This is a genomic window from Listeria cossartiae subsp. cossartiae, assembly GCF_014224155.1.
Lineage (GTDB): Bacteria > Bacillota > Bacilli > Lactobacillales > Listeriaceae > Listeria > Listeria cossartiae.
Window position 1 is genome coordinate 321,175 of record NZ_JAASUI010000003.1, and the last position, 24,968, is coordinate 346,142.

The window sequence follows — 24,968 nt, forward strand, 5'->3', positions numbered from 1 at the left end:
GTCGAAAATGGCTTTATACAATGATTTCTGCTTATTTTTTATTTTACAGGAGGCGTAGAAACAATCGCTGTGATTTCACCAGTTACTTCCCAAGCTTTCACCTCATTTGGTAAAACGAAATGATCCCCTTTTTTAATCGCTTGCTCGTTCCCATCAATCGTAAGTACCGCTTCTCCGTCTAAAATACTAACTAACGTGTACGGCGCTTTAGCTGTAAATTCAGCCTTGCCATCCACTTCCCATTTATAAACACTAAAGAAGTCATTGGAAACAAAAGTCGTTTCTGTCAAACCGCCACGAGTTTCAGTACGAATATCTAGTTTCGCATCCACGTGAGGTGCCGTTGTAACATCAATCGCTTTATCTAAATGAAGTTCGCGCAAGTTTCCTTCTGCGTCTTTACGGTCATAGTCGTATACACGGTAAGTTGTGTCGGAGCTTTGTTGTGTTTCAAGTACCAACGTGCCAGTACCTAACGCGTGAATCGTACCACTTGGAACGTAATAAAATTCGCCTGGTTTAATCGCCACTTTACGAAGCAATTTATCCCATTCGCCATTTTTTGCCCAAGTAGCGAATTCTTCTTTGCTGGCTGCCTTATGTCCGTAAATTAGTTCCGCACCAGGCGCGCAGTCGATAATATACCAGCATTCGGTTTTGCCAAGTTCGCCGTTTTCATGTACTTTTGCGTATTCGTCATTTGGATGGACTTGTACAGAAAGATCCGTATTCGCATCCAAAATTTTTGTTAATAGCGGAAAAACCTCTTCTGTCGGATTGCCAAAAAGGGCAGGATTTTCTTGCCATAATTCCGCTAATGTTTTGCCTTTATATGCGCCGTTTTTGATTACGGAAGGACCATTCGGATGAGCGGAAATCGCCCAATCTTCTCCAGTAGTATCAGACGGGATATCATAACCAAAGTAATCATGTAATTTCGTTCCACCCCAAATTCGGTCTTGAAAAACAGGGTTTAAAAACAATGCTTCTGTCATTATAAAATTACCTCCATTCCAGCAATTTTGCTGGGTTTTGTCAATTAAAAGTATATACTAACTATCGTGAAGATGCTAGTTATTTTCCGCCTAAAAAGCCTCTTTCTTTTATTTGTTCGGTTAAATTCGGATAATATGGTCTGTCATAGAATTTTGCTAAACGTTCCGTGTAAGAAACAAAGCCCTCACGCTCTGAAAAAGGAATGATTTCTTGGTCGTATGCTTCGAGTAAAGGCATCACATCAGTTTGGTACATTTCCTCAAAATAAACTGCTTCTTTCGGCAAACGAGGTTTTACTGGCGCTTCGACATCAGGAACACCGATACAAAGTCCGACAACTGGCATGACAAATTCTGGTAAGCCTAAAAATTCGGATGTTGCCGTAATATTTCTGCGCAAGCCACCAATGCAAATTGTCCCATAATCAAGCGACTCAGCGGCTGTTAAAGCATTTTGCATACAAAGCCCGATATCCGTTGCCGCAACCATCAGTAAATCTTCTTCCGCAGCGATTTGGAAGCTTTTACCGTGCATGTCACTAGCAACTTTTACACGATGGAAGTCTGCTACAAAACAAAGAAATACGGAACATTCCGCTATGTATGGTTGATTCCCGCAAAGTTCGGCCATTTTATTTTTACGGTCTTGGTCTTTAATCGCAATAATGGAATAATGTTGACCATTAATCCACGACGGGGCTGCTTGAGCTGCTCGGATAATCGCATCTAGCTTTTCTTCTGGAATCTCGACCCCTTGTTTATATTTACGAAAAGAGCGATGATTTCTTAGCAAAGTTAATACGTCATTCATATTTATGCCTCCTAGATTTATCATTTAGTTAAAGTATAGCTTGTTTTTAGGCAATTGTTAATGTTTTCTCTTGTATTTCTGCCAGATATTTTCTACACTTAAAGAAAAAGAGGTGAAAAGATGTGCGCCAACAACAAATAGATTTTAAATGGCTTGAAGAAAACTTCCTGACTGCGAATGAAGCCGCGACTTACTTAGGCATATCTAAGCAAGCACTCCTTTCCTTGGCAAAACGCGAGGTACTCCCCTTTACGAAAAAAGGAAATATGGTTCTCTTTCACCGAATTGATATTGAACTTCGGCTCGAAAATCAACAAAGCTTGCGCGAAAAATACCGTCCGTTCGAAACGTAAATTTCACAAACAGCGAAACGGACGAACTACTTTCCATATGTTACACTTTAGTTAGTGATATTCTAAACAAGGAGTGATACATAATGAATGAAGCAGTAAAAACGTTAGACGGTTGGTTTTGTCTACATGATTTTCGTTCGATTGACTGGGCAGCATGGCGTGAATTAAATCCAGCTAATCAAGAAATTATGTTAGACGAGTTAAGCCATTTTTTAAGTGATATGGAAATTACTAAAAATATCGGTGAAGGCGAACATACCATTTACAGCATCCTTGGTCAAAAAGCAGATTTAGTATTCTTCACGTTACGTGATTCCTTAGAAGCTTTAAATGAAGTCGAAAATCGTTTTAATAAATTAGCGATTGCTGACTATTTATTACCGACTTATTCCTATATATCTGTAGTGGAATTAAGTAACTATCTTGCGTCCCATATGGCTGGCGGCGAAGATCCTTATCAAAATAAAGGTGTCCGCGCGAGACTTTACCCAGCGCTCCCACCTAAAAAGCATCTTTGTTTCTACCCTATGAGTAAAAAACGCGATGGGGCAGATAACTGGTACATGCTTCCAATGGAAGAACGCCAACAACTGATTCGCGACCACGGCTTGATTGGCAGAAGCTATGCTGGAAAAGTGCAGCAAATCATCGGTGGTTCTATCGGCTTTGATGATTACGAATGGGGCGTTACCTTATTTTCAGATGATGCGCTTGAGTTTAAACGCATCGTGACAGAAATGCGCTTTGATGAAGCAAGTGCTCGCTATGCTGAATTTGGTTCGTTCTTCATCGGCAACCTACTACCATCCGAAAATCTCTCCAAATTGTTTACCATCTAATAAATACAAACCGGAATTCTAGTAAATAAATCGATTTTTATGGATTTATTTGTATAGATTTCGGTTTTTTTACTTCATAAAACTAACATTTTTGTAAGGATATCCTTGCTAATTGTCATTTGATACGATGGAACCAACTCTTTATAGACGTTAGAATGGTAGATAGTAACGAATCTAGTTTTATAAGGAGAGAAAATAATGGAGACAGTTTTACAAGCAAAAAATGTGAGAAAAATATATGGCAGTAAAGGAAATGTCTACACTGCACTAGAAAATATCAGTATTGATATTAAAGAAGGCGAATTCACAGGAATTATGGGTCCTTCTGGTGCGGGTAAATCGACGCTTTTGAATGTCTTATCTACTATTGATAAGCCGACTTCTGGTGAGATTAGAATTTCCGGACAAGAACTTGAAAACATGAATGAACAACAAATGTCTACTTTCCGCCGTGATAAACTAGGTTTTATTTTCCAAGACTACAACTTACTAGATACACTAACGATTCGTGAAAATATTATCCTTCCACTTGCACTAGCTAAACGCCCTGTTAAAGAAATGGAAGCAAAATTAGCAACAATTAGTACTAAATTTGGGATTACCGATATTCTGGACAAATACCCAAGCGAAATTTCAGGAGGTCAAAAACAACGTACGGCCGCATCACGAGCAATCATTACCTCTCCAAGTTTGATTTTCGCCGATGAGCCAACTGGTGCACTTGATTCCAAATCCGCAACAAACTTACTTGAAAGCCTACGCGACTTAAATGAACAAGATAAAGCGACAATCATGATGGTAACGCACGATGCCTTTGCTGCAAGTTTCTGTAAGCGAATATTATTTATCAAAGATGGCGAATTATATACGGAGATTTATCGTGGTAACAAAACACGTAAGGAGTTCTTCCAAAAAATTCTAGATGTCCTTGCAAAACTGGGGGGCGACACAGATGACGTTATTTGATTTAGCCAAGAAAAATATTCGACATAATTTCGTCCACTACTTTCTATACTTTGCATCAATGATTTTTAGTATCATGATTTACTTCACGTTCCTAGTACTTTCTAAAGATCCAGCTGTTGTCGCAAGAATTGACCAATCAGCCAAACTATCGACTGCATTTTCCAGCTCCTCTGTCATTTTACTTATTTTTGTAGCGATTTTCATCCTTTATTCCAACAACTTCTTCACACGAAAACGAAAAAAAGAAATCGGACTTTACTCTTTACTCGGTCTTCGTAAAAAAGAAATTGGTCGTATGTTATTTTATGAAAATTTCCTGATGGGACTTGGTGCATTAGTTATCGGTATTCTTGCCGGTACACTACTTTCCAAAATTTTCGTAACGATTTTACTTAACCTTATCAATATCGATAATATCGGTGGTTTTGCCTTTTCATGGGGAGCTGTCGTTCAAACAAGTATTGTCTTTATCATCATCACGCTATTTACATCATTTTCTGGTTATCGTATTATTTACCGCACGACGTTACTTGAATTGTTCCACTCGGAAGCAAAACGCGAAAAAAGCCCAAAACCTTCTTTTATCTTGGCGCTACTTTCCGTCCTATTAATCGGTCTCGGTTATGTAATCGCTGGACAGCCGCTTGATTCCAAAGGTTCCATCTGGGCGCAACTTGGCTTTTCGATCGGCGCTTTAGTTATTTTAGCTTCGGTAATCGTTGGTACTGCTCTTTTTATTACCTTCTTCTTGCCGTACTTGCTTAATAAACTTAGAAATAACAAACGAATTTTTTACAAAGGTAGCAATATTATTTCTACCTCACAATTAACATTTAGAATTTCATCCAATGCGAAAACGCTCATTATTATTTCTATTTTAAGTGCAACTACCCTTTCTGCTATAGGTACGATAAGCAGTATTTACTATCAAGCGAATAACTCCGCCAATACTGCCGCCCCGTCTAGCTTTGAATATGTCATACCTAACAATAGCGAAACGAACAAAAAAATTCTCGAAACAGCAGAAAGCGATCCAGATCATCCAGTTGAGTTTAAACAAGAAAGTAAGTATTATATCGTTAAAGCAGAAGGTAATCGTCCTGACTTTGTCGAATATGATATAAATGAAGGTTTCCCCGTTATTTCTGAGTCTGATTACAATGGACTAGTGAAAGGTCAGGGCGAACCAGAAAATGCAGTAAAACTAAAAGAAAACGAAGCACAAATGGTGTTATCCGTTACCTACAATGAAGAAGCACAAAAAGAAATGATTGGCGAAAGATATACACTTGCTTCATCAAATAAACCAACAGTTAAAATTAAATCCGTTGTCCAAAATTCACCAATCAGTAGTGTCGCAGGCTTGCTCGTTCTTCCTGATAGCCAAGTCAAACAAATAGCGGCAGATTCCACTATCAAAGCTCACGGCGTTGAATCTATCTTGATTAAAGATCCAAAACAAGCACAAGACCTAGATAAAAAAATGCGTTCTGTTATTCCAAAAGATACAGATTTCACATCTTACACGCATACGTATCAAGATATCATCACGGTTACAGGTGTACTTCTATTCATTGGTATGTTCATCGGTTTTGTATTCTTAGCCGCAACCGGAAGTATTATTTACTTCAAGCAGCTAACGGAAGCTTATAATGATATCGGCACATTTGATATCTTGAAAAAAATCGGACTTACTCGTAAAGATATCCGCAAAATCCTAGCAAAACAATTACTAGTCGTATTCTTAATCCCGCTAGTAATCGGTATTGCCCACAGTAGTTTCGCACTACTCGGCTTATCGCATATGTTAGAATTAAATCTCACTTTACCAGTTATAATTTCTACTGGAATTTACACGCTTATGTATATCATCTACTATTTTGTTACTTTGAATAGTTATACCAATATCGTATTCGGTAAAAAACAATAAAAAAAGAACCCTCTAACTTGATTAGAGGGTTCTACTTATTTTTTCGCAATGTAAGCAAAAATGCTAGAGATAAAAGCAGATGCCCCCATTAGAAACTGCATACCAAACACTTGTCGTTCATTACTACCAAATGTGATTGCTAAATTTTCTTTGGCAAAATCAATCCAACTATTTACCGATAAATAATTAGTAAGCAAAATAAATGCCGCACCCATCAAAACACCGATGAGTAGATATGAAACTTTACGCCAAGCAAGCACTGCCACCAAAAGAAACACGACAGCCATAAAACAAGCAAAGTAACCATCTAATGCCGTCGTAAATAAATAACCTTGTTTGATATTATCTGAATGCAGTTGTTTAAAAATCGTTACCGCTGCATAAATCGAAGTTGCTGCACCAAGAAGCGAGAAAAGCCCAGCAGCATAACGCCATTTTGTTTTCCAAGCTTGATCTGTTGTTACTTCTTTCACTTGAAACTTAGGTCCAACAAGCAGTGCAATCAACACCAAAACGCCCGCTATACATAATAACGTCCCAGACCATTCAAACGGCTGCGCATATTCTAATTTTGCTAAAATTCGCAGCTGATAATAATAAACCGAAAACGCTTGGAATAAAATAAAGCAAGCTACGAAAATAATGCTAATGAGACGAAAACGTTCTTTTCTCATAAAAATAAATCCAACAATAAAAAGTCCTAAACCAAATAATAATAACATCCAATAATTCCATACAAATACAAAACTATTTTCTTCGGCAGTAAAGTAACCAATAACGGCACTTGTAAAACTATATAGCTGCGTAACGCCAAGTGCCACCAGCAAACTACCACATATTCCTCTCCATTTACTAGGCAATTCGCCCACTTCCCTTCCTATTTATGTCTTGCCATGTTAACCTAACAATGAGGTGATTAAAATGAACTGGACCATCTGGGATAAAAGCCAACCAGTCCCACTCCATCTATTGTTAGAGGCTGATCCTAGTGGAAAACAAATTGCGACATACTTCGACAAATCGCATGTAATCCAATTAGTGCATGCGACTAAAATAATCGGCGTCGTTTGTTTATTTCCACTAAGTGCGAACCAACTCGAAATTATGAATATTGCTGTTTCCGCTGAGCACCGCAACCAAGGTATTGGCAAACAATTACTCGAAAAAGCTTTTGATTATGCCATTCAAAATCATTTTTCAGAAATCATCGTTAAAACTGGCAATTCCAGTATCGACCAACTTGCTTTTTATCAAAAAAATGGCTTTCGGATGCAGCAAATTATTCCGAATTATTTTGTAGAACATTATCCAGGTCAAACCATTATCGAAAATGGTATCGCTTGTCTTGATCAGATTATGCTAACAAAAGAAATAAAATCCTGATGACGTTGATCATCAGGATTTTTTGTTTGTTGTTTTAATCGTTAAGTGCCATTTCTGAACGAACAACCGCTGAAATACGTTCACAATATTCGTCTGTTTCTTCTTGGGAAGCAGCTTCTACCATCACGCGTACTAGTGGTTCTGTACCAGAAGGACGAACAAGAACTCGACCATTTCCAGCCATTTCCGCTTCTACTTCACCGATTACTTTACTTACTTTTGGATTATCCGTTACATGATTTTTATCACTTACACGGATATTTTCTAATTTTTGCGGGAATGTTTTCATTTCGGCCGCAAGCTCAGATAATTTTTTGCCAGTTGCTTTCATTACGTTGATCAATTGGATTCCGGAAAGAAGTCCGTCACCAGTTGTATTATGATCTAAGAAAATAATATGACCAGATTGCTCGCCGCCAAGGTTATAATTACCTTCACGCATTGCTTCCACTACGTAACGGTCACCAACAGCCGTTTGTACATCTTCAATGGCAAGTTCTTTCAAGCCTTTGTAGAAGCCTAAGTTACTCATAACCGTTGATACAATTGTGTTGTTATTTAATAAGCCTTGTTCACGCATGTATTTCGCGCAAATGAACATGATTTTATCTCCATCGACAATTTGACCAATTTCGTCAATCGCAATAACACGGTCGCCGTCGCCATCAAAAGCTAAACCAACGTCTGCTTTTTTATCTAGGACGAATGCAGCTAGTGTTTCTGGATGAGTAGAGCCAACGCCGTCATTGATATTTAGCCCATTAGGAGAAGCTCCCATTGAACTAATATCGGCATCTAAATCAGCAAATAAATGTGTTGCTAGTCCAGAAGTTGCTCCGTTAGCGCAATCTAATGCAATATGATAACCATTAAAATCATTTTCGATTGTTTGTTTTAAGTACTGAATATATTTTTGTTTACCTTCAAAATAATCACTCACGGTTCCTAGGCCTTCACCGCTTGGACGTGGTAATGTATCTTCTGGTGTATCAAGAAGTTGTTCAATTTCTTCTTCTTGATCATCTGACAGTTTAAAACCATCAGAGCCAAAGAATTTAATGCCGTTATCGTCCACTGGATTATGGCTAGCAGAAATCATTACGCTGGCAGAAGCTCCTTGTGCTTTTGTTAAATAAGCTACACCTGGAGTGGAAATAACACCTAAACGCATTACTTCAATTCCTACAGAAACAAGTCCTGCGATTAAAGCGGATTCAAGCATTTCTCCGGATATACGTGTATCACGAGCAACAAGCACACGCGGATGTTCACCAACGTGACGAGTTAAAACATACCCACCCATACGACCTAATCTGAATGCAAGTTCTGGTGTTAATTCAGAGTTTGCTACACCTCTAACTCCATCCGTACCAAAATATTTACCCATTTCATTACTCTCCTTCTGAGTCATTCATTATCTAAATGATTTTTGTTTGTCATTTCGTAGTTACTTTTCAAACGCTGGTTCTATATTTGCTCATTCTCAACCATACATCTGTTATTATACCTTTTTTGAGAGAAAATTTCATCTCTCTATGTTAAAACGTTGCTATCACTCACTTCTATGTATAAAAAGCTTTCTTAAAAAAGGAGGAGTATGAGACATACGCCCCACACTCCTTATGTTTATGTTTTTTTGGAAGGTACTTGAATGGACGCTTCTTTATCCGTAATGATAAAATCTGCCCTTCTAGGATTAATCACATAAGCGACATTGTCTGGCAAACCATTCAATTCTAGCGGTATACTATAATTTCCTGCTTTGCTTTTGCTCAAGTTGGCAATAACACTTAGATCTTTCGCTGCAATTCCATCGACTGTTTTTTTCTCGCCGGTGATTGTTACAGAAACTTTTCCATTCGCAGGTGTAATCATCTGAGCATCGAATGTATTTTTCAAGCCACTCATATATACTTGCATGTTAGAAAACGACTTGGAAATTTTCGTGCTATTATCATCTGTGTTTTCATCACTTGTATCTGTACCTTGATTGTTATCTGAGGTTGTAGTGTTATTTGCTTCAGACTTTTTTACGGTCTTAATCTTCACCTCTATCGTCGCTGGTTGGACTGATTTCGCACCAGTTGGAACGGGAACAGTCACTTCTTTGACGGTATCTGCTTTTATTTTAGAAACATCAATTGGAATTTCGATTTCTTTGATTTTTTCAAGGACCGCATCGTCACCAACGACTACTACTTCTGATTTATCTGGTGTCATGCTAGAAATTTCAATATCACTTTCTGGCGTGCCTTCTTGCTTAATTTTGACTGGAACGGACTTCCCAACTTTTTCAACTGGGACGGTTACTTCCACTTCTTGCGGATTTACCTCCACGTCTAGTTTATTCAAATTGCTGTCAAAAACAGAGACGGTTGCTTTATCGGTAAATTCGGATTTATGTTTGCCATCATTTTCGAGTGTTGCTTTGACGTAAGCAATTTGTTCAATCGTATCTTTGGCACCAGTAATCGAGACTTTTTTAGGGTCGATTATCGGTGTTCCAGCTTGGTATCCGTCTGCAACAACTGATTTACTTAGTTCTACATCTACAGAGAATTTTTTCGTGACTTTTTCTTGTACGTTAACTGTCACGGTCGCTGGATTTACTTTTACTTTCAAACGGTCAGATACATCTTTTACTTGTAGTTTTACTTCTTGTGTCCCAATCGATGCATTTTTCAAATCTGCGTAAACGGTAAAGTCTTGCTGTGCTTTAGCAGATTGAACGATACTACGTGGGCCAGAAAGCGTAACGGTCACGGTTTCTGGAATTCCTGAAATGTATAAATTAGTTTTATCATAATATACTTTGACAGGGACGTTCTCAATGACTTCTGAATCACTTGAAGCAGTTGTCGAAAAGGACGTGGCATTATTGTTATTAGCGTTAACCGATGTAAAAAGGATGGCTGCAAGAACTAGGGCTATAATCCGAATCGACCATTTATTATTTAAAATTCGATCCATCATTCGCTTTTGCCTCCTTTCCATTTAGAAAAGATAGAAGGTTTCTTTGCAGTTACTGTGACTAGCTCTTTAAGAAGAATTTTATGTAACTCTTCTTCTGAAACATCACGGAAAAGTTCTCCACCTTTAGTAAGGGAAATTCCGCCTGTCTCTTCGGAAACTACGATGGTAATACTGTCTGTCACTTCACTAATTCCAAGTGCAGCCCGGTGACGCGTTCCAAGTTCTTTGGATAAGAACGGGCTATCTGAAAGTGGTAAATAACTTGCTGCCGATGCAATTTCGTTTCCTTTAATGATAACAGCTCCATCATGAAGCGGTGTATTAGGAATAAAAATATTAATTAATAATTGAGAAGAAATTTTTGCATTTAGCGGAATACCTGTTTCAATATAATCATCCATCCCAGTGTCACGTGCTACTGAAATCAATGCGCCAATACGACGTTTCGCCATGTACTGGGTAGATTTTTCGATAGACTCAATTAAATGGTGCTGTTCGCGCTCGATTCTTGATCCGTAACGAGTAAAAATATTCCCTCGTCCAAGCGTTTCTAAAGCACGGCGTAATTCCGGTTGGAAGATAATTATAATTGCAAGGAATCCCCAAGTAAGCATCTGATCCGTAATCCATTCAACTGTTTGGAGACCAAAAAATCCGCTTAATAGTTTGACTGCAATGATAATAAAAATGCCTTTTAATAATTGTACTGCTTTTGTACCTCGGATTAACATGATCACTTTATAAATTACAAACCATACGACAAGAATATCTACAATATTTGCTAGATAATGCAATATCGACATATTGGAAAAATCCATCACTTCACCTCCGTGCCTCTTGTAAACCATTTATGATCACATGGTTCACTTTCTTTATTATAGCATAAGAGTGCAGGTGGAAAAAGCAATCATCCCGCCAAAAATTAGAAAGATTTGTTAAAGAAAAAACTTGTTGAAAACGGTTGTTATCGTTTTCAACAAGTCCTATTGTCGTTACATTTCTACTGTTACAGCCGTTTCCAGCAAATATTTTTTCTTATACATTTCTAAATCAATTGGCTCTCCGTGGCATAATTTCACTGTCACTTGTCCAACTTCCACTTTTACTTCTAATAAGCGATCGCGGAAATTGATTTTAAAACGATAATTATCCCAACCAGTCGGTAAAAATGGCGCAAAGCTTAACTCACCCGCTGTTACGCGCATCCCAGCAAAACCTTGGACTATCGATAACCAGCTTCCGGCCATCGAGGTAATATGCAAACCGTCATCCGTATCGTTGTTAATATTATCAAGATCCAGTCGCGCCGTCCGCTGATAAAGTTCTACTGCTTTATCATATTTGCCAAGTTCTGCCGCTAATACCGCATGCACAGCCGGTGATAAACTAGATTCATGTACCGTTAGCGGCTCATAGAATTCAAAATTGCGTTGTTTTGTATCAAAGTCAAAGTCATCATAAAACAAATATAAACCTTGCAATACATCGGCTTGTTTAATGAAGCAAGAACGTAAAATTTTGTCCCACGACCAGTTTTGATTGATTGGCATATCTTCTGCTTTTAATGTATCGGTCGAACGTAACTCTTTATCTAAAAAGGTATCGTGTTGCACAAAAATCTGCCATTTTTCATCAAAAGGATAATACATTCTGTGTTCGATGTCTTCCCATTTAGCGACTTCATACTCGGTCACGCCTAGACGTTTTTTCGTTTCTGCGTCCAAGTTTTCGAGCGTATAACGGATTGTCCAAGCGGCAATATAATTTGTATACCAGTTATTGCTGACGTTATTATCGTATTCGTTTGGCCCAGTGACACCGTGAATCATGTATTTATCTAAGCGATCGGATAAATGCACGCGGTCGGCCCAGAAACGAGTGATTTCGGTTAATACTTCGATACCGTCTGTTTTTAAATACGAATCATCGCCAGTGTAATTTGTGTAATTGTAAATCGCATAAGCAATCGCGCCATTGCGGTGAATTTCTTCAAAGGTAATTTCCCACTCATTATGACATTCGACTCCGGTAAAAGTAACCATTGGGTAAAGTGCGCCGCCTAAGCCGATTTTCTGTGCATTAATTTTCGCGCCATCTAATTGATTGTGACGATATTTTAGTAAGTTACGGCTCACCGATTTATCAGTCAGCGATAAATACATTGGTAAGGCAAATGCTTCGGTATCCCAGTAGGTTGCGCCGCCATATTTTTCACCCGTGAAGCCTTTAGGGCCAATGTTTAATCTTGCATCTTCGCCGTAATAAGTCGCAAATAATTGGAAAATGTTAAAACGGATGCCTTGTTGGGCGGAATCGTCTCCCGCAATCTCGACATCGGCTTTGTCCCAGCGTTCGCGCCATCCTGCAACATGGGCGGCTAGTAACTCTTCATAAGACAATGTTTCTAAACTATTTAAAATCGCTTCTCCCGCTGGTAAAATTTCCGCTTCTTCAAAATCACGAGAAGTTGTGATAACTACGCGTTTTTCCATTTGTGCCACTTCATTTACTTGTAAGTCGAATTGGTAGTAATTTTCGGCGTAAAGGGCTTTTGTTTGATTTGTTTCATTTGCCGCATTGGTCTTATTTTCCATTACTGCTGAAACGGTGAAGCGTGGTGTACCAAAGTTATTTGGGATTGTTTTAGTTACAAGTGAGCCGCGACTCGCTGATGAATTTTTTTCGACTTCTTGCCAGAACATTTCTTCATAGTTGGCATCTTCATTTTGGACGTTACCATTTAAAGTAGATGTTAATTCCACTTTTGCTGGACTTTCGGATTGCACGTGATAGCGAATAACCGCTAGTTCTTTCGTTGCAACACTTAGAAAACGTTCCGCTGAAATTTGGAAAGTTTTACTATTTTTAACGACCGTGAATCGTCGTCTTAAAACGCCTTTTTCCATATCTAATTCTAGTTCAAAATCGCTTACTTCATCTACAAATAAATCGAGTTTTTCACCGTCAAGACGTACTTCAATGCCGATAAAATTAAGGCCGTTGATGACTTTACCGAAATAATCTGGGTAGCCATTTTTCCACCAACCAACGCGTGTTTTATCGGGAAACCATACGCCTGCATAATAAGTTCCAATATGGCCGTCGCCGGAGTATCCTTCTTCAAAATTCCCGCGCATCCCCATGTATCCATTACCGAGTGAAGTTAGGCTTTCTTGCAAACGTTTATTTTCTTTATCTAGTTTGGTTGTCCGTAATGTCCATGGTTCGATTTCAAATAATTGCTTCTGTGCCATACTAAAACCTCCTAATTAGCGACTAGCAGCCATACTTTTTTCACTAGTCTTATAAAATCTTGTCTTTAAAAATGTCCATGCTATCATTAACACCATTCCAAGCGATTCTACGGCCATAATAATCGTAATATCAAAGTAGATAAAGCCGATAATACAAGCCGCAATCACCGGAATCCCCAGTGCATTTAGCGTTAAATTTAATGATTCTTTAAAAGAAGCAATGCTTGAAAAACTGCTCCGTTTTGTCATCCAAATGAAAAGCGTCGTGAATACAGCTAACATTAATGAACTAACGAAAATAATTGAGCCAATCATTAGCACCATTGATAAGAAAACAAACGCTTGGTTTTCTAGGTACCACTGCGCAGAAATCCAATCAACGAGCGATTCTCCGGACGTAATTTCGCTTAACGTTGCGTTTTTCGGATAGCTTACTTCGAAATTGTAGCCACTCGCATCTATCAGCGTCATTTCCCGGTCTTTGAAGTTAATGATATTTTTAGCGTTGGCCAGTTCTGCTTGCGTTAAATTCACACCCGCCACACCATTCGCCGATTTTTCGACGATATGCGCATTTTTATCGGTTAGTTCGCCATTTTCAAGTGTCAAATCCCCCACCTCTGCCGCCAACTGATCCGTGCCAAGCGTCGCCATTTTTGGCATTAAACTCGGTAAATCAAAGCTCGACTGGTTGGCAAAATGAGCGGATACAGGTAATAACAGCAGCGCATTTAAGAAAATAAACACGATGACCATTTGCCAGAATTTCAGTACTTTCCGACCTTCAAAAATTGCTGTTGGTCCAAGCGTACTTTTTACATATTGAATGATAAACGGAACTTTTTTCATTGATATCACAGCCTTTTTAAAAATCAATTATCCTTTTGTTCCACCAGCAGTTAGGCCGGAAACAAAGTTCTTTTGTAAGAAGAAGAATAGTAAACAAATTGGTAGCGCGGCTAAGATTGCGCCCGCTGCGAATAAGGCTACTTTTTGTTGTTGTGGGTTGGCGATGAATGTTTGAAGACCAACCGCAATTGTTAAGTTTTCTGGTGTTCTTAGTAGGAATTTTGCAAGTAAGAAATCACCAAATGGTCCCATGAACGCCCAAAGAGCTTGAACGGCAATCATCGGTCTTACTAGCGGCAAGATAATTTGCGCGAAAATCCGGAAATGTCCTGCGCCGTCTAGTTTGGCGGATTCATCCAAATCACGTGGCACGGTATCAAAGTACCCTTTCATCAGCCATGTATTCATTGGAATCCCGCCGCCGATGTAAATCAATGTTAAGAACCAATATTGGTCCAGCGCACCTAGTAGCATTGCTAATACGTAAAATGCTGTTAGCGCCGCCATTGTTGGCACCATTTGAATAATTAAGAAAAACACCAAGCTATTTTTACGACCTTTGAAACGGTAACGGCTATATGTATAACCGGCAAGTGTCACAATCGTTACTTGCATAATCATCGTTACAACCGCGATAATCAGCGTATTTTTGTACCAATCAAGATACAATGTTTCATTAAATAATCTCGTAAAGTTATTCAGCGTCCAACTATCCGACCACTCAAGCGTAAATGCCGCGATATTGCCTGGTTTGAAGGCTGAAGATGCAGTTATTAGAATCGGATACAAAATAATAATCGTAAGCACGGTTAAAAATAAATACGTGAAAAACTGTGTTAAAAACTTTGTTGTCCGTTGATCTTTCATAAAGTCTCTCATTTACATCATCTCCTCGTTCCCAAAGGCATTCGTTTTCTTAAAGGCAATCATCGAAACTGTAATAACGATAATCGAAATAAGAAGCGTCACAGCAGCGGCTACAGCGTATTGTGGCGAAGTACCTGTTGTTAATTTATAAATCCATGAAATTAAGATATCAGTTGATCCTGCGCCTGCTCCGACACTTCCGGGACCACCTTCATTGAATAAGTAGATAATCGAAAAGTTATTAAAGTTAAAGGTATATTGCGTAATAAATACCGGCGCTGTTACAAATAAAATCATCGGCAGCGTAATTTTACGGAAACGTTGAATCGCGCTCGCTCCATCAATTCTAGCTGCTTCATAAAGTTCACCCGGGATCGCTTGAAGTACCCCTGTAACCATAACGTAAATATACGGAAAACCAAGCCAACCTTGGATACCAATCAGCGCCACTTTTGTCCAGAAAGGATCTGTTTTCCAAGCAATCGCATTAATATCAACAAACGGAAGATGGTTTAGTAGCGGGATAACTTGCGAATTAATCGCTCCGATACTATCGTTGAACATATTGGAAAAACTCATGATTGTAATAAAAGCTGGTACCGCCCAAGGAAGTAAGAAAACGACCCCGAAAAGACGTTTCCCTTTAATAAAGCTTTGGTTCGCAACAATCGCCGTGAATACCCCAACGACAATTTGTAAAGAAGTCGCACAGATTGTCCAAACGAGTGTCCACGAAAATACGCTAAGGAATGTGTCGCGATACGAACTTAGGAAGAAAATATTAAAGAAGTTCTTAAATCCAACCCAGTCAATTAAATTCGCTGGCGGAATATGGTAAAAATCATAGTTCGTAAATGCCATGAAAAGCGTGACAAGAACTGGGAAAATAATTACAAAAGTCATCACTAGGTAAGCGGGTAGCGTAAGTAAATAAGGGAAACCTTTGTCGAGCATATTTTTTATAATAGCAATCGCGGAACGGTTAACAGTTTCACCGAGGTTCCACTGCATCGCCACGCGTCTTGCATCGAAAATATTTATAAACCAGAAGCCTATAAATAGTAATGTCACAATTAATTGTAAAGTACCCTCAATCATTAAGAATAAGGAATGGTCCACACCCGGCACAGAGCCAAGTGTCACGAGGCCAATAAGTGCATTCAGCCCAACTGCAAAAAATTCTATGATAAACAAAGCAAATAGTGCGAAAAAGACAATCCCTTTAAAATTTTGCTTATTATAAAATTGACCAAGCCCCGGAATGATTGATAACAAAGTCGCTTGACGAACATTTTTAATTTGTTTTTGTTCTAGTTTCATTTTGTTACCCTCAATTCTAGATATAGATTCACTAGCTAAGTTGAAAAAAATTGGCGGGGCGCGCTATCTTTGCCCCGCCAACTCATGATTACTTAGTATATTTTTGCGTTACGTTATCTTCAATTACTTTTACTGCATCGTCCGCTGATTGTTGCGGTGTTTTCGAACCAGAAGCTGCATCAAACATTAAGTTTTCAGCGCCAGTCCAAACTTCTGACATTTCTGGAATATTTGGCATTGGTTGTGCATTTTTGTATTGTTCGATAACGGCATTAGTTAATTCGTCATTTTTCGATTTCGCTGTATCACGAGCTTTTAAGTTAGCCGGTACTTCATTTGTCATATCGTATAAAGTTTCTTGATTTTTTTGGTTAGTCACATAATCCAACCATTTTTGTGCAACATCTTTGTTTTTAGAATAGTTACTTACAACCCAACCTTTACCGCCTGCAAATGGAGAATATTCTTTACCATTGTCAAGTGTTGGGATTTTTGCTACGCCGTAATTGATTTTTGCTTCTTTGTAGTTTGCTGCTGACCAAGGACCTCCTAGGATTGCTGCTGCTTTACCTTTAACAAATTGATCTTGGATAAAGTCATCTGCACTCTTATTATCTTGCATACCTTTTGGCCATACATCTTGGAACCATTTTGTTGCATAAGTAATTCCTTCAACCGAACCTTTATTGTTTAAACCGATATCTTTTGGATTTGTACCATCATCGCCGAATACATAACCGCCGTATCCTGCAAGTAGTCCGTAAGAGAAGTAGAAATCAGTCCATTTTGCTAAGAAACCAGTATTTTTTCCTTTTTCAGAAGTGAAGGCAAAACGAGAATCTTTGGAAAGCGTTTCTAAATCTTTGAAAGTTGCTGGGGCTTTGTCGAGTAAATCTTTATTGTAGTAAAGTACCAATGTTTCAATAATAGCTGGAGCACCGTAAATTTTATCGTCAATTGTTACTTGTTTTTGGTCTTTTTCATCGTAATCGTCTTTATTTCCTAGTTTTACTTCCGCCAAATGTCCTTGTTGACCTAGGCTTCCGATTCTATCAAATGCGGACATCATTACGTCTGGAGCAGTTCCAGCGGGCCCGTCAAGTGGAAGAGCTTCTAATGTTTCAAACATGTCTTTTTCGACTACTTTTACTTTCACGTCATTGTCTTTTTCAAAATCACCTTTTATTTTGTTCACGTAGTCTTTGTAGCCTGCGTCAACAGAAACCGTCAATGTCTTTTCATCAGATGAGCCCGATTTGCTAGTATCTTTTCCGCCACCACATGCTGCCAAGCTTAAAGCCATTACTAAAACCGCCGAAACTATTCCCACTTTTTTGAAACGCTTCATTTACTTTTCCTCCTCTTTATGAAAAAAGTCGCTCTTTACTGTCTGATTTTATAAGTCCCTTTCTTTTTTCAATTCTTTTTTAAAGTTTGTGAATTAGGTTAACCTATGCATTTATTATATGCTGATTCCGAAAGCGTTTACAAGGAGATTTCACATGTTACCGATAACAACATTTTTTCGGTAAACATGTGAAAAATTCCTTTACGCAGTTGATTTAACTGTTTTCTTTGATAACAAGAAATCCTTTTGCTGGGATGGTAAGCTTATCCGATACGGCTTGCTTATTCCAAATATCTGTCGCCGGATTTTTAAATAAAATTGTGAAATCCTGATTTTGTTTTGCTTGATTGAAAAGGAAATGCAGTTTTTCACCATTCAGTTCTTTTGTAAATGCGGTGATGCCTGTTTCGCTGTTTGCGCTTAACCAAGTTAATTCACCGGATGTGATAATAGCCTGATTGTCTTTTCGAAGCGCAATCAGTTGTTTCGTAAACGCTAGCATGTCTTGGTTTTGTTTTGCTTCATCCCATTCCATACATTTACGGCAACCTGGATCATTTCCGCCATCCATTCCGATTTCTGTGCCGTAATAAATACACGGCGAACCAGTGTGCGCAAACATGAAAGCAAGCGCCTGTTTTACTTTATCCTCATCGTTATTAGCGCGTGTTAAAATGCGCGCCGTATCATGGCTATCAAGCATATTGAACATCACTTCATTCACTTGATTTGGATAGCGCATATATTGTTCATTAATACCTGAAACCATTTGTTCAGGCGTGATTTTTTCTTCAATAAAGTTCTCGATAATCGTTTGTGTAAATGGATAGTTCATTACGGCATGGAATTCATCTCCAAGCAGCCAAATCCACGAATCATGCCAAATTTCGCCGAGAATATAAATGTCTTCTTTTTCCGCTTGAACCGCTTTTTTAAATTCTTTCCAAAACGCGTGATCGACTTCATTGGCGACATCCAAGCGCCAGCCATCAATATCAAATTCGCGAATCCAGTAGGTTGCAATATCCAGTAGATATTTTTGAACTTCCGGGTTAGCTGTATTTAATTTCGGCATATGTGTCGTGAACGCAAACGTATCATAAGAAAGCGTTGGTTCCCCTTCAATATTGCCATTTTCATTTTGACGAACAGGGAAACTATGAATATGGAACCAATCGCGATACGCTGATTTTTCTTCATTTAAAACAACATCTTGCCACTCAGCAGAAGTATCGCCAATATGGTTAAATACAGCATCTAACATAATCCGAATGCCACGTTTATGCGCTTCTTGAACCAATTTTCTAAAAGTCTCTTTATCGCCAAAATGCGGATCAATTTTTTTGTAATCAACCGTATCGTATTTATGATTGGTCGGTGCTTCAAACACAGGCGTCAAGTAAACCCCGTTAATTCCAAGTTCTACTAAATAGTCTAAATGCTCGATAATCCCTTCAATATCTCCGCCGAAAAAGTCTGTCGTGCTCGGATCTTTACTTCCCCACGGCAACGCATTTTCCGGTGAAATTGTCGGATTGCCATTTGCAAAACGTTCCGGGAAAATTTGATACCAAATCGTTTTCCCAACCCATTCAGGCGCTTCGAAAGTATCCACAGCATGTATAAAAGGGAATTTAAAATAATAATCCATCGTAGCTAAATTTGCTTCTGTCGGTTCAAAAAAGCCGCGTCCACCGTAAAAAGTCGTTTCGCCTTCTGTATCCGTTAACAAAAAGCCATATTGAAGACGTCTGTGCACTGGCGTAATCGCAAAAAACCAATAATCATGCTCTTCAGTTTCGGCAATTTTGCGCATCGGATATGCTTCGCTTTGCCATTTTCCATCGTTCCATAAGTAAGGGTCGGCCGCAATTAGAGTAACCTCGCTAATATCCATGCGTTTCGTTCTAATCCGAATATGTAGTGTTTTCGCGTCATAACTATAAGCATAGCTACTCGCTGGTTGATGATAAATCCCTGCTTTTTCCATTTTTTCTCCTCCTATATCACCTTTCGTTCTATTTCAAATTAGCATTTCCATTAAAGCGTTTGCAACCTTTTCTCGCTCGTTAACGGTAACAAGATTTTTCTGCTATTTAAACTTACTATAGAAGAAAACCAATTCTCTCTCCTCCTTTAAAGTGACAAATTAGTAACTTTACTGATTTAAAGTAAAGAGCTATAATAACTCATGGACTACTGAAATGCTCTTAAAAATGGTCTAAAAGGAGGATATAATGGAAAATACTTTAAGCTTTAAAAAACAAGGGTATTGGTTATTTTCCAGCGCAATCATTATTGGTGTTCTTTTTCTTCTTTTGCCACACATCATTTCCAATATTGGAGTGTTAGAATTTATAGGTGCATTTTTTAATGCCCTATGCATGGGGGTTATTGCTTTTATCATATTGAAAGCAGAATTCCTCGATTGGTTTAAACATTTTAGTTTCAAATGGATACTTATTGGTGCTCCTGCATTAATTATTATCAGCACTATTTTCAACATTGCCTGGGCTTACTTCGCAGGCAGTACTACTGAAAATGGTATCAACAGTATTCTTACATGGTCTTACGTCTTTACAAGTATTCCATTTATGCTACTCGGCGAAGAATTACTATCTATTAGCTTACTCTACGCCGCTTGGAAAAAATGGAACTGGAAATTCTGGCAAGCTTCCTTGATCTGCTCATTACTTTTTGCAACGTGGCATCTAACTTCCTATGATTTTAATTTCCTACAATGTATCATTACGTTAGCACCAGCAAGACTCATTTTAAACTACTTATTTAAGAAAACAAACTCGATTTGGGTTACTTTTATCGTTCACTTCATCTTTGATTTTATTGCATTTTTACCGATTTTACTCAAATAAAAAAGACGCTAGGAATAAAGATTCCTAGCGTTTTTATTACTCTTCTTTTCCAGTTGTAGAGGCTCGTATCAGTAATTCAGGAGTAAATAATAGGTTTCCTTGAGGCTTTCCATGATCATTAATTTTCGCAAGTAACATCTTCGCGAGTTCTTCCCCCATTTCGACGACCGGAGAACGAACCGTTGTAATTTTTGGTGATGAAATTCTATCTAAGAAAACACCATCAAACCCTGTTACAGCAATATTTTCACCAAAACGGCGACCAAAAGCAGCGGCTGCTCGAACGACACCAATGGCAATTCGGTCCGATGCGCAAACAATCGCAATTTTTTCTGAGTTATAACGTAGTAATTCAAATGCTTTTTCTTCCGCGACGCTGGAACTATTCGCAATAAAATAGCTTTCCGGCTCCAAACCGTGTTTTTTCACTACTTCTTCGTAACCCTCTAGGCGCGATTTCATAAACTGTTCATCTAATAAATCAATTCCTAAAAAGACAATTCGCGAAAAACCGATTTCCACCATATGCTCTGCTGCAAGCGCGGTCCCTTTTTTATTATCTACATCGATAGAATCGTAGCCACGTTTATTTTCACCATAAAAAATAACTGGTTTATCAATATCTAAAAGTCCTAAATCATAATCTTTGTCGCGTATCCCCGTAACAATAAGCCCGTCATAAGCTCCGATATTTCTGGACCTTTGTGTAACGAGTTGCAAGGAATAATAATACTTATCTAACTCCCGACTAATCCCTGTTAGTAAGTTCATGTAATATGGTTCAACTGTATCAATTTCTTCTAAAATCAAAAACTTTATGACTTGTGTCCTATTTTGAACAAGCGCCCTGGCAGCATAATTTGGTACGTACTCTAAGGCTTCCATTGCACTATAAACAAGCATTTTCAGTTCATCTGAGACTTGATCTGGATGATTAATAACCCGTGAAACTGTCATTTTGGAGACATTTGCCCGTTTCGCAACATCTGCTAAAGTCGCCATCTCCAACCTCCTCCATTCATAATCTTCCTTATTGTACCATCTTTTACGCAAAAAAAAATAAGAATTAACCCACAAAAAAAGCATTCTCTCTAAAAGTCCGAAAATGCTTGGTTTATTATGATTATGTAATAAGTCATTTTATAGTGTTTGCCACTTTTTTTGGGAGACTCTGCGCTCCTTTGTTTGTTGATAAGCTTTGATAATCACTCTGCTTAATTGATGAATTCCGCCAATGATAACTCCAATGACAACAGCAACGAGCGTAGTTGTTAGAAAACTAATAAATGGAAAACTAGATGCATTCATAGCAGCAATTCCTAATATAAAAACAATAATAGTAGGTAGTACATAATACCTAACGTCCTGCTCCTGCATTCAAAGCGCCCCTTTACCAAAATAATAACTCCCATCAACTACTGAAATTATAACGCGAAAACTGGCTTTTTTCAAGGCTTGGGCGGATTTTAAAACCATGCTCTGAAAATGATAAATGGCTCTATACAGCGCTTTCTAAAGAGAGGGGAAATCCACTCAGTATGAATTCATCAAAAAGAAAAATTTGTTACCACTTTGTAACATTAATTAAGTCCTTTTGCTTATTTTTCGTTAAACTTATATTTATTCATTTTATTAGATAAGTATTACTGTTTATATCGTTATGTTCTAAGTTAATTGCTTAATTATTTATAGCATATACAAAATACAGTGCTCTTGTTGTAGGTAATAAATAAATTTTCGATTCATGTAAAAAACTCTATTCGCTCAGAAAATTTGATTTTAGAGGTTTTTCTCAGATTCAAAATTCGGTTTTCGCTTAGGTGAAAATCATTTTTTCTACTGAAAACTAACTTCAAAAACACAATTTCGGCTTTTTACAAATAATGAAACACCGGTTATGCTTACATTGTTCCATTATAAAAACGGAAGAGCTCCCCCCTCTTCCCCCGAAGGTCTCTTCCGTTTTTCTCTTGTTATTCTTTTAAATGATAAGGGTATGTTGACACTACGACATCCCTTTTCATTAGAAGCCTTGTGCGAATCAATAGGCTTGTTTGGTTATGAAGGACGTTTTGCCAACCTTTTCTAGGGATAAATTGTGGTATTAATACCGTTAGTGAGTAATTGTCTTGATCTGCTTTTTGCTTAGCCGTGTCAATAAATTTCATTAATGGATCTGAAATGGATCGATACGGAGAGAACAGATTAGCCATACGCACTTCCGGGTGAACCCTATTCCATCTCTCAACAAATTCTTTCTCCTGCTTTTTATCAATAGAAATGTGAACAGCAATGACCGTATCACCAATAGACTTAGCATATTGCAATGCGCCTTCTACAACCTTGGTGGTATCAGACACACAAATAATGACGGCATTTCCTTTAAAATCAGGCAGGTCCATTGTTTCGTCAATTCTAAGCTGTGGCCCTACTTTTCGGTAATGATGTCTTGTCCGGTGGAACACATAAATCATAATTGGCATAAAGATAAATACCGGCCATACAGATTCAATTCTCGTTAAAAATAACACTAACAGAACGGTGAATGAAATCGAGGCACCAAGTAAATTAGCGGATAATGCCTTTTTCCACCCTTTTGGACGCTGTTTCCACCATTTTACAATCATTCCTGTTTGTGACAGTGTGAATGGTATAAATACCCCGACAGAATATAGCGGAATAAGTAGTTCTGTTTTCCCTTTAAATAGAATAATTAGTAAGATAGATCCGATTGCTAAGGTAATAATACCGTTTGAATAACCTAGTCTATCTCCTCTAGCTAAATACATTCTTGGCATAAATTTATCTTTCGCCAAGTTAAATGCTAACATTGGGAATGCCGAGAATCCGGTGTTGGCTGCTAAAACCAAAATAAGTGCTGTTGTAGCTTGAATAAAATAAAACATGAAGTTTCTACCAAATACATTTTCGGCAATTTGAGATAATACAGTTACTTTTAATTCAGGTACCGTTCCATAAACAAAAGCAAGTACCGTTATTCCTACAAAGAAGAAACCTAGCAAGCCCGCCATTAGCGTTAATGTTTTAGCTGCATTTTTTGGTCGTGGTTCTTTAAATAATGGAACTGCGTTTGAAATAGCCTCAATACCAGTTAGAGAAGCCGAGCCTGATGCAAATGCTCTTAGTAAAAGAAAAATCGTAACGCCTTGTACATGTGTTCCTACTGCAGCAGTTTCATGACTTGCATCCATACCAGTTAAAACTTTAAATAAACCTGTAAAAATAAGAGCAATAATAGAAAAAACAAATAAATATACTGGTATTGCGAGCAAACTAGCTGATTCAGTAATCCCTCTAAGGTTGATAATTGTTACTCCGACAACAAGCAGTACAGCTATGGGCACTGCGAACGGATATAACGATGGAACTGCAGAAACAATGGCATCTGTTCCAGACGATACACTTACAGCAACCGTAAGCATGTAATCTACTAGCAAGGATCCACCTGCGATTAACCCCGCATTATTCCCTAAATTCTCTCTCGAAACAATATATGCTCCTCCACCATGTGGATAAGAGTAAATAATTTGTTTGTAAGATAGATTAAGAGCAAACAAAAGAACAAGTACACAGAGCGCGATTGGTAATGAATACCACATTGCGGCAGCACTAACAGTCACGAGTACCAATAAGATTTGTTCTGTACCATACGCAATAGAAGAAAGTGCATCTGATGACAGAACTGCTAAAGCTTTTAATTTCCCCAATTTTTGGTCTCCAGCTTCTGATGTTTTCAGAGGGCGGCCGATTAATAGTCTTTTTAGCGGCGAAGCCATTGTATTCCCTACCTTTTTTATTTGATTTTTAGCTAACTCCAAGATGACCAGACACATTATAGCACAGCTGATTTTAGATTGTAATACTAAATTAAATTATTTTAGTCACCTAATTATTTTCTGAGTGAATAATTGTTCATAATACTTGTTTTCGCACCTTTTCCAACTAAAAATTTATTTCATACGTCTTTCAATATACATACCCATTAATAAGATAAATAACCCGTTTTTCTTGGCTATATTTTCAGAAAAAAAAGAATTTAATTTGGGTATTTACAAATGATAACCTTTTTTTATATAATAGTTTCTAGCGGTAAAAAACTTTTATACATATGGCCCGTTGGTCAAGCGGTTAAGACACCGCCCTTTCACGGCGGTAACACGGGTTCGAATCCCGTACGGGTCACTTT

General features: G+C 38.1%; 21 protein-coding genes and 1 tRNA gene. 7 read left to right on the forward strand and 15 right to left on the reverse strand.

Annotation, left to right across the window (positions count from 1 at the left end):
• Positions 1 to 38 precede the first annotated feature (38 nt).
• Positions 39 to 995 carry a mannose-6-phosphate isomerase, class I gene (gene manA / locus HCJ30_RS11260; protein WP_185392225.1) on the reverse strand — a complete coding sequence of 319 codons (957 nt, stop codon included), beginning with the start codon at positions 993 to 995 and terminating at the stop codon, positions 39 to 41.
• Positions 996 to 1,074: 79 nt separating this feature from the next.
• Positions 1,075 to 1,806: an NADPH-dependent oxidoreductase gene (locus HCJ30_RS11265; protein ID WP_185392226.1), complete on the reverse strand. Its 732-nt coding sequence runs from the start codon at positions 1,804 to 1,806 to the stop codon at positions 1,075 to 1,077.
• Between the two features lie 122 nt (positions 1,807 to 1,928).
• Between HCJ30_RS11265 and HCJ30_RS11270 the strand changes: the two genes are divergently transcribed.
• From HCJ30_RS11270 to HCJ30_RS11285, 4 genes are all read left to right on the forward strand, one after another.
• Positions 1,929 to 2,159, forward strand: coding sequence for a helix-turn-helix domain-containing protein (locus HCJ30_RS11270; RefSeq protein ID WP_185392227.1), 231 nt, complete (start codon positions 1,929 to 1,931; stop codon positions 2,157 to 2,159).
• 83 nt (positions 2,160 to 2,242) lie between these two features.
• A complete protein-coding gene (hemQ, locus tag HCJ30_RS11275) occupies positions 2,243 to 2,998 on the forward strand; it encodes a hydrogen peroxide-dependent heme synthase (protein ID WP_185392228.1) in 756 nt (251 codons plus the stop codon).
• Positions 2,999 to 3,196: 198 nt separating this feature from the next.
• Positions 3,197 to 3,964, forward strand: a complete 768-nt coding sequence (locus HCJ30_RS11280) for an ABC transporter ATP-binding protein (protein ID WP_185392229.1) — start codon at positions 3,197 to 3,199, stop codon at positions 3,962 to 3,964.
• Positions 3,951 to 5,894 carry an ABC transporter permease gene (locus HCJ30_RS11285; protein WP_185392230.1) on the forward strand — a complete coding sequence of 648 codons (1,944 nt, stop codon included), beginning with the start codon at positions 3,951 to 3,953 and terminating at the stop codon, positions 5,892 to 5,894. The genes HCJ30_RS11280 and HCJ30_RS11285 overlap by 14 nt, the downstream gene beginning before the upstream one ends.
• 35 nt (positions 5,895 to 5,929) lie before the next feature.
• Here HCJ30_RS11285 and HCJ30_RS11290 read toward each other — a convergent pair whose 3' ends face one another.
• The gene (locus HCJ30_RS11290) at positions 5,930 to 6,754 is read right to left on the reverse strand and encodes a hypothetical protein (RefSeq protein WP_185392231.1); all 825 of its coding nucleotides are present in this window, start codon (positions 6,752 to 6,754) and stop codon (positions 5,930 to 5,932) included.
• Between the two features lie 61 nt (positions 6,755 to 6,815).
• Here HCJ30_RS11290 and HCJ30_RS11295 point away from each other — a divergent pair, with 61 nt between their 5' ends.
• Positions 6,816 to 7,277 carry a GNAT family N-acetyltransferase gene (locus HCJ30_RS11295; protein ID WP_185392232.1) on the forward strand — a complete coding sequence of 154 codons (462 nt, stop codon included), beginning with the start codon at positions 6,816 to 6,818 and terminating at the stop codon, positions 7,275 to 7,277.
• Between the two features lie 34 nt (positions 7,278 to 7,311).
• On the opposite strand, the gene glmM is transcribed toward HCJ30_RS11295, so the two are convergent.
• The 9 genes from glmM to HCJ30_RS11340 all read right to left on the reverse strand — a co-directional run bounded on the left by glmM (position 7,312) and on the right by HCJ30_RS11340 (position 19,878).
• Positions 7,312 to 8,664: a phosphoglucosamine mutase gene (gene glmM, locus HCJ30_RS11300; protein WP_185392233.1), complete on the reverse strand. Its 1,353-nt coding sequence runs from the start codon at positions 8,662 to 8,664 to the stop codon at positions 7,312 to 7,314.
• A gap of 239 nt (positions 8,665 to 8,903) precedes the next feature.
• On the reverse strand, positions 8,904 to 10,247 hold the full coding sequence (locus HCJ30_RS11305) for a CdaR family protein (RefSeq protein WP_185392250.1): 1,344 nt from the start codon (positions 10,245 to 10,247) through the stop codon (positions 8,904 to 8,906).
• A complete protein-coding gene (dacA, locus tag HCJ30_RS11310; protein ID WP_003722380.1) occupies positions 10,247 to 11,068 on the reverse strand; it encodes a diadenylate cyclase in 822 nt (273 codons plus the stop codon). Before dacA ends, HCJ30_RS11305 begins: the two co-directional genes overlap by 1 nt.
• 174 nt (positions 11,069 to 11,242) lie before the next feature.
• The gene (gene mdxK, locus HCJ30_RS11315; protein ID WP_185392234.1) at positions 11,243 to 13,504 is read right to left on the reverse strand and encodes a maltose phosphorylase MdxK; all 2,262 of its coding nucleotides are present in this window, start codon (positions 13,502 to 13,504) and stop codon (positions 11,243 to 11,245) included.
• Between the two features lie 15 nt (positions 13,505 to 13,519).
• The gene (locus HCJ30_RS11320; protein ID WP_185392235.1) at positions 13,520 to 14,353 is read right to left on the reverse strand and encodes a DUF1189 domain-containing protein; all 834 of its coding nucleotides are present in this window, start codon (positions 14,351 to 14,353) and stop codon (positions 13,520 to 13,522) included.
• Between the two features lie 27 nt (positions 14,354 to 14,380).
• Positions 14,381 to 15,232 (reverse strand): sugar ABC transporter permease, encoded by an 852-nt coding sequence (locus HCJ30_RS11325; RefSeq protein WP_003763416.1) that lies wholly within the window; start codon positions 15,230 to 15,232, stop codon positions 14,381 to 14,383.
• Entirely contained in the window at positions 15,233 to 16,540 is a 1,308-nt protein-coding gene (locus HCJ30_RS11330; protein WP_185392236.1) for a sugar ABC transporter permease, read from the reverse strand.
• 88 nt (positions 16,541 to 16,628) lie between these two features.
• Positions 16,629 to 17,888 carry an extracellular solute-binding protein gene (locus HCJ30_RS11335; protein WP_185392237.1) on the reverse strand — a complete coding sequence of 420 codons (1,260 nt, stop codon included), beginning with the start codon at positions 17,886 to 17,888 and terminating at the stop codon, positions 16,629 to 16,631.
• A 214-nt stretch (positions 17,889 to 18,102) separates the two neighbouring features.
• Positions 18,103 to 19,878 carry a glycoside hydrolase family 13 protein gene (locus HCJ30_RS11340; RefSeq protein ID WP_185392238.1) on the reverse strand — a complete coding sequence of 592 codons (1,776 nt, stop codon included), beginning with the start codon at positions 19,876 to 19,878 and terminating at the stop codon, positions 18,103 to 18,105.
• Positions 19,879 to 20,125: 247 nt separating this feature from the next.
• Here HCJ30_RS11340 and HCJ30_RS11345 point away from each other — a divergent pair, with 247 nt between their 5' ends.
• Positions 20,126 to 20,761 carry a CPBP family intramembrane glutamic endopeptidase gene (locus tag HCJ30_RS11345; protein WP_185392239.1) on the forward strand — a complete coding sequence of 212 codons (636 nt, stop codon included), beginning with the start codon at positions 20,126 to 20,128 and terminating at the stop codon, positions 20,759 to 20,761.
• Positions 20,762 to 20,797: 36 nt separating this feature from the next.
• On the opposite strand, the gene HCJ30_RS11350 is transcribed toward HCJ30_RS11345, so the two are convergent.
• From HCJ30_RS11350 to kimA, 3 genes are all read right to left on the reverse strand, one after another.
• Positions 20,798 to 21,763 carry a LacI family DNA-binding transcriptional regulator gene (locus HCJ30_RS11350; protein WP_185392240.1) on the reverse strand — a complete coding sequence of 322 codons (966 nt, stop codon included), beginning with the start codon at positions 21,761 to 21,763 and terminating at the stop codon, positions 20,798 to 20,800.
• A gap of 138 nt (positions 21,764 to 21,901) precedes the next feature.
• Complete coding sequence (locus tag HCJ30_RS11355; protein WP_185392241.1) at positions 21,902 to 22,138, reverse strand: hypothetical protein; 237 nt, start codon at positions 22,136 to 22,138, stop codon at positions 21,902 to 21,904.
• A 596-nt stretch (positions 22,139 to 22,734) separates the two neighbouring features.
• Positions 22,735 to 24,558, reverse strand: a complete 1,824-nt coding sequence (gene kimA / locus HCJ30_RS11360) for a potassium transporter KimA (protein ID WP_185392242.1) — start codon at positions 24,556 to 24,558, stop codon at positions 22,735 to 22,737.
• A gap of 334 nt (positions 24,559 to 24,892) precedes the next feature.
• On the opposite strand from kimA, the gene HCJ30_RS11365 reads away from it, so the two are divergent.
• Positions 24,893 to 24,964, forward strand: a tRNA-Glu gene (locus HCJ30_RS11365).
• Positions 24,965 to 24,968 lie beyond the last annotated feature (4 nt).

Excerpts from the sequence above, each read along its gene's own strand:
- manA (WP_185392225.1), bottom strand. The coding sequence starts at position 995 with ATGACAGAAGCATTGTTTTTAAACCCTGTTTTTCAAGACCGAATTTGG.
- HCJ30_RS11265 (WP_185392226.1), bottom strand. The coding sequence starts at position 1,806 with ATGAATGACGTATTAACTTTGCTAAGAAATCATCGCTCTTTTCGTAAA.
- hemQ (WP_185392228.1), top strand. The coding sequence starts at position 2,243 with ATGAATGAAGCAGTAAAAACGTTAGACGGTTGGTTTTGTCTACATGAT.
- HCJ30_RS11280 (WP_185392229.1), top strand. The coding sequence starts at position 3,197 with ATGGAGACAGTTTTACAAGCAAAAAATGTGAGAAAAATATATGGCAGT.
- HCJ30_RS11285 (WP_185392230.1), top strand. The coding sequence starts at position 3,951 with ATGACGTTATTTGATTTAGCCAAGAAAAATATTCGACATAATTTCGTC.
- HCJ30_RS11295 (WP_185392232.1), top strand. The coding sequence starts at position 6,816 with ATGAACTGGACCATCTGGGATAAAAGCCAACCAGTCCCACTCCATCTA.
- glmM (WP_185392233.1), bottom strand. The coding sequence starts at position 8,664 with ATGGGTAAATATTTTGGTACGGATGGAGTTAGAGGTGTAGCAAACTCT.
- HCJ30_RS11305 (WP_185392250.1), bottom strand. The coding sequence starts at position 10,247 with ATGGATCGAATTTTAAATAATAAATGGTCGATTCGGATTATAGCCCTA.
- dacA (WP_003722380.1), bottom strand. The coding sequence starts at position 11,068 with ATGGATTTTTCCAATATGTCGATATTGCATTATCTAGCAAATATTGTA.
- mdxK (WP_185392234.1), bottom strand. The coding sequence starts at position 13,504 with ATGGCACAGAAGCAATTATTTGAAATCGAACCATGGACATTACGGACA.
- HCJ30_RS11320 (WP_185392235.1), bottom strand. The coding sequence starts at position 14,353 with ATGAAAAAAGTTCCGTTTATCATTCAATATGTAAAAAGTACGCTTGGA.
- HCJ30_RS11325 (WP_003763416.1), bottom strand. The coding sequence starts at position 15,232 with ATGAGAGACTTTATGAAAGATCAACGGACAACAAAGTTTTTAACACAG.
- HCJ30_RS11330 (WP_185392236.1), bottom strand. The coding sequence starts at position 16,540 with ATGAAACTAGAACAAAAACAAATTAAAAATGTTCGTCAAGCGACTTTG.
- HCJ30_RS11335 (WP_185392237.1), bottom strand. The coding sequence starts at position 17,888 with ATGAAGCGTTTCAAAAAAGTGGGAATAGTTTCGGCGGTTTTAGTAATG.
- HCJ30_RS11340 (WP_185392238.1), bottom strand. The coding sequence starts at position 19,878 with ATGGAAAAAGCAGGGATTTATCATCAACCAGCGAGTAGCTATGCTTAT.
- HCJ30_RS11345 (WP_185392239.1), top strand. The coding sequence starts at position 20,126 with ATGGAAAATACTTTAAGCTTTAAAAAACAAGGGTATTGGTTATTTTCC.
- HCJ30_RS11350 (WP_185392240.1), bottom strand. The coding sequence starts at position 21,763 with ATGGCGACTTTAGCAGATGTTGCGAAACGGGCAAATGTCTCCAAAATG.
- HCJ30_RS11355 (WP_185392241.1), bottom strand. The coding sequence starts at position 22,138 with ATGCAGGAGCAGGACGTTAGGTATTATGTACTACCTACTATTATTGTT.
- kimA (WP_185392242.1), bottom strand. The coding sequence starts at position 24,558 with ATGGCTTCGCCGCTAAAAAGACTATTAATCGGCCGCCCTCTGAAAACA.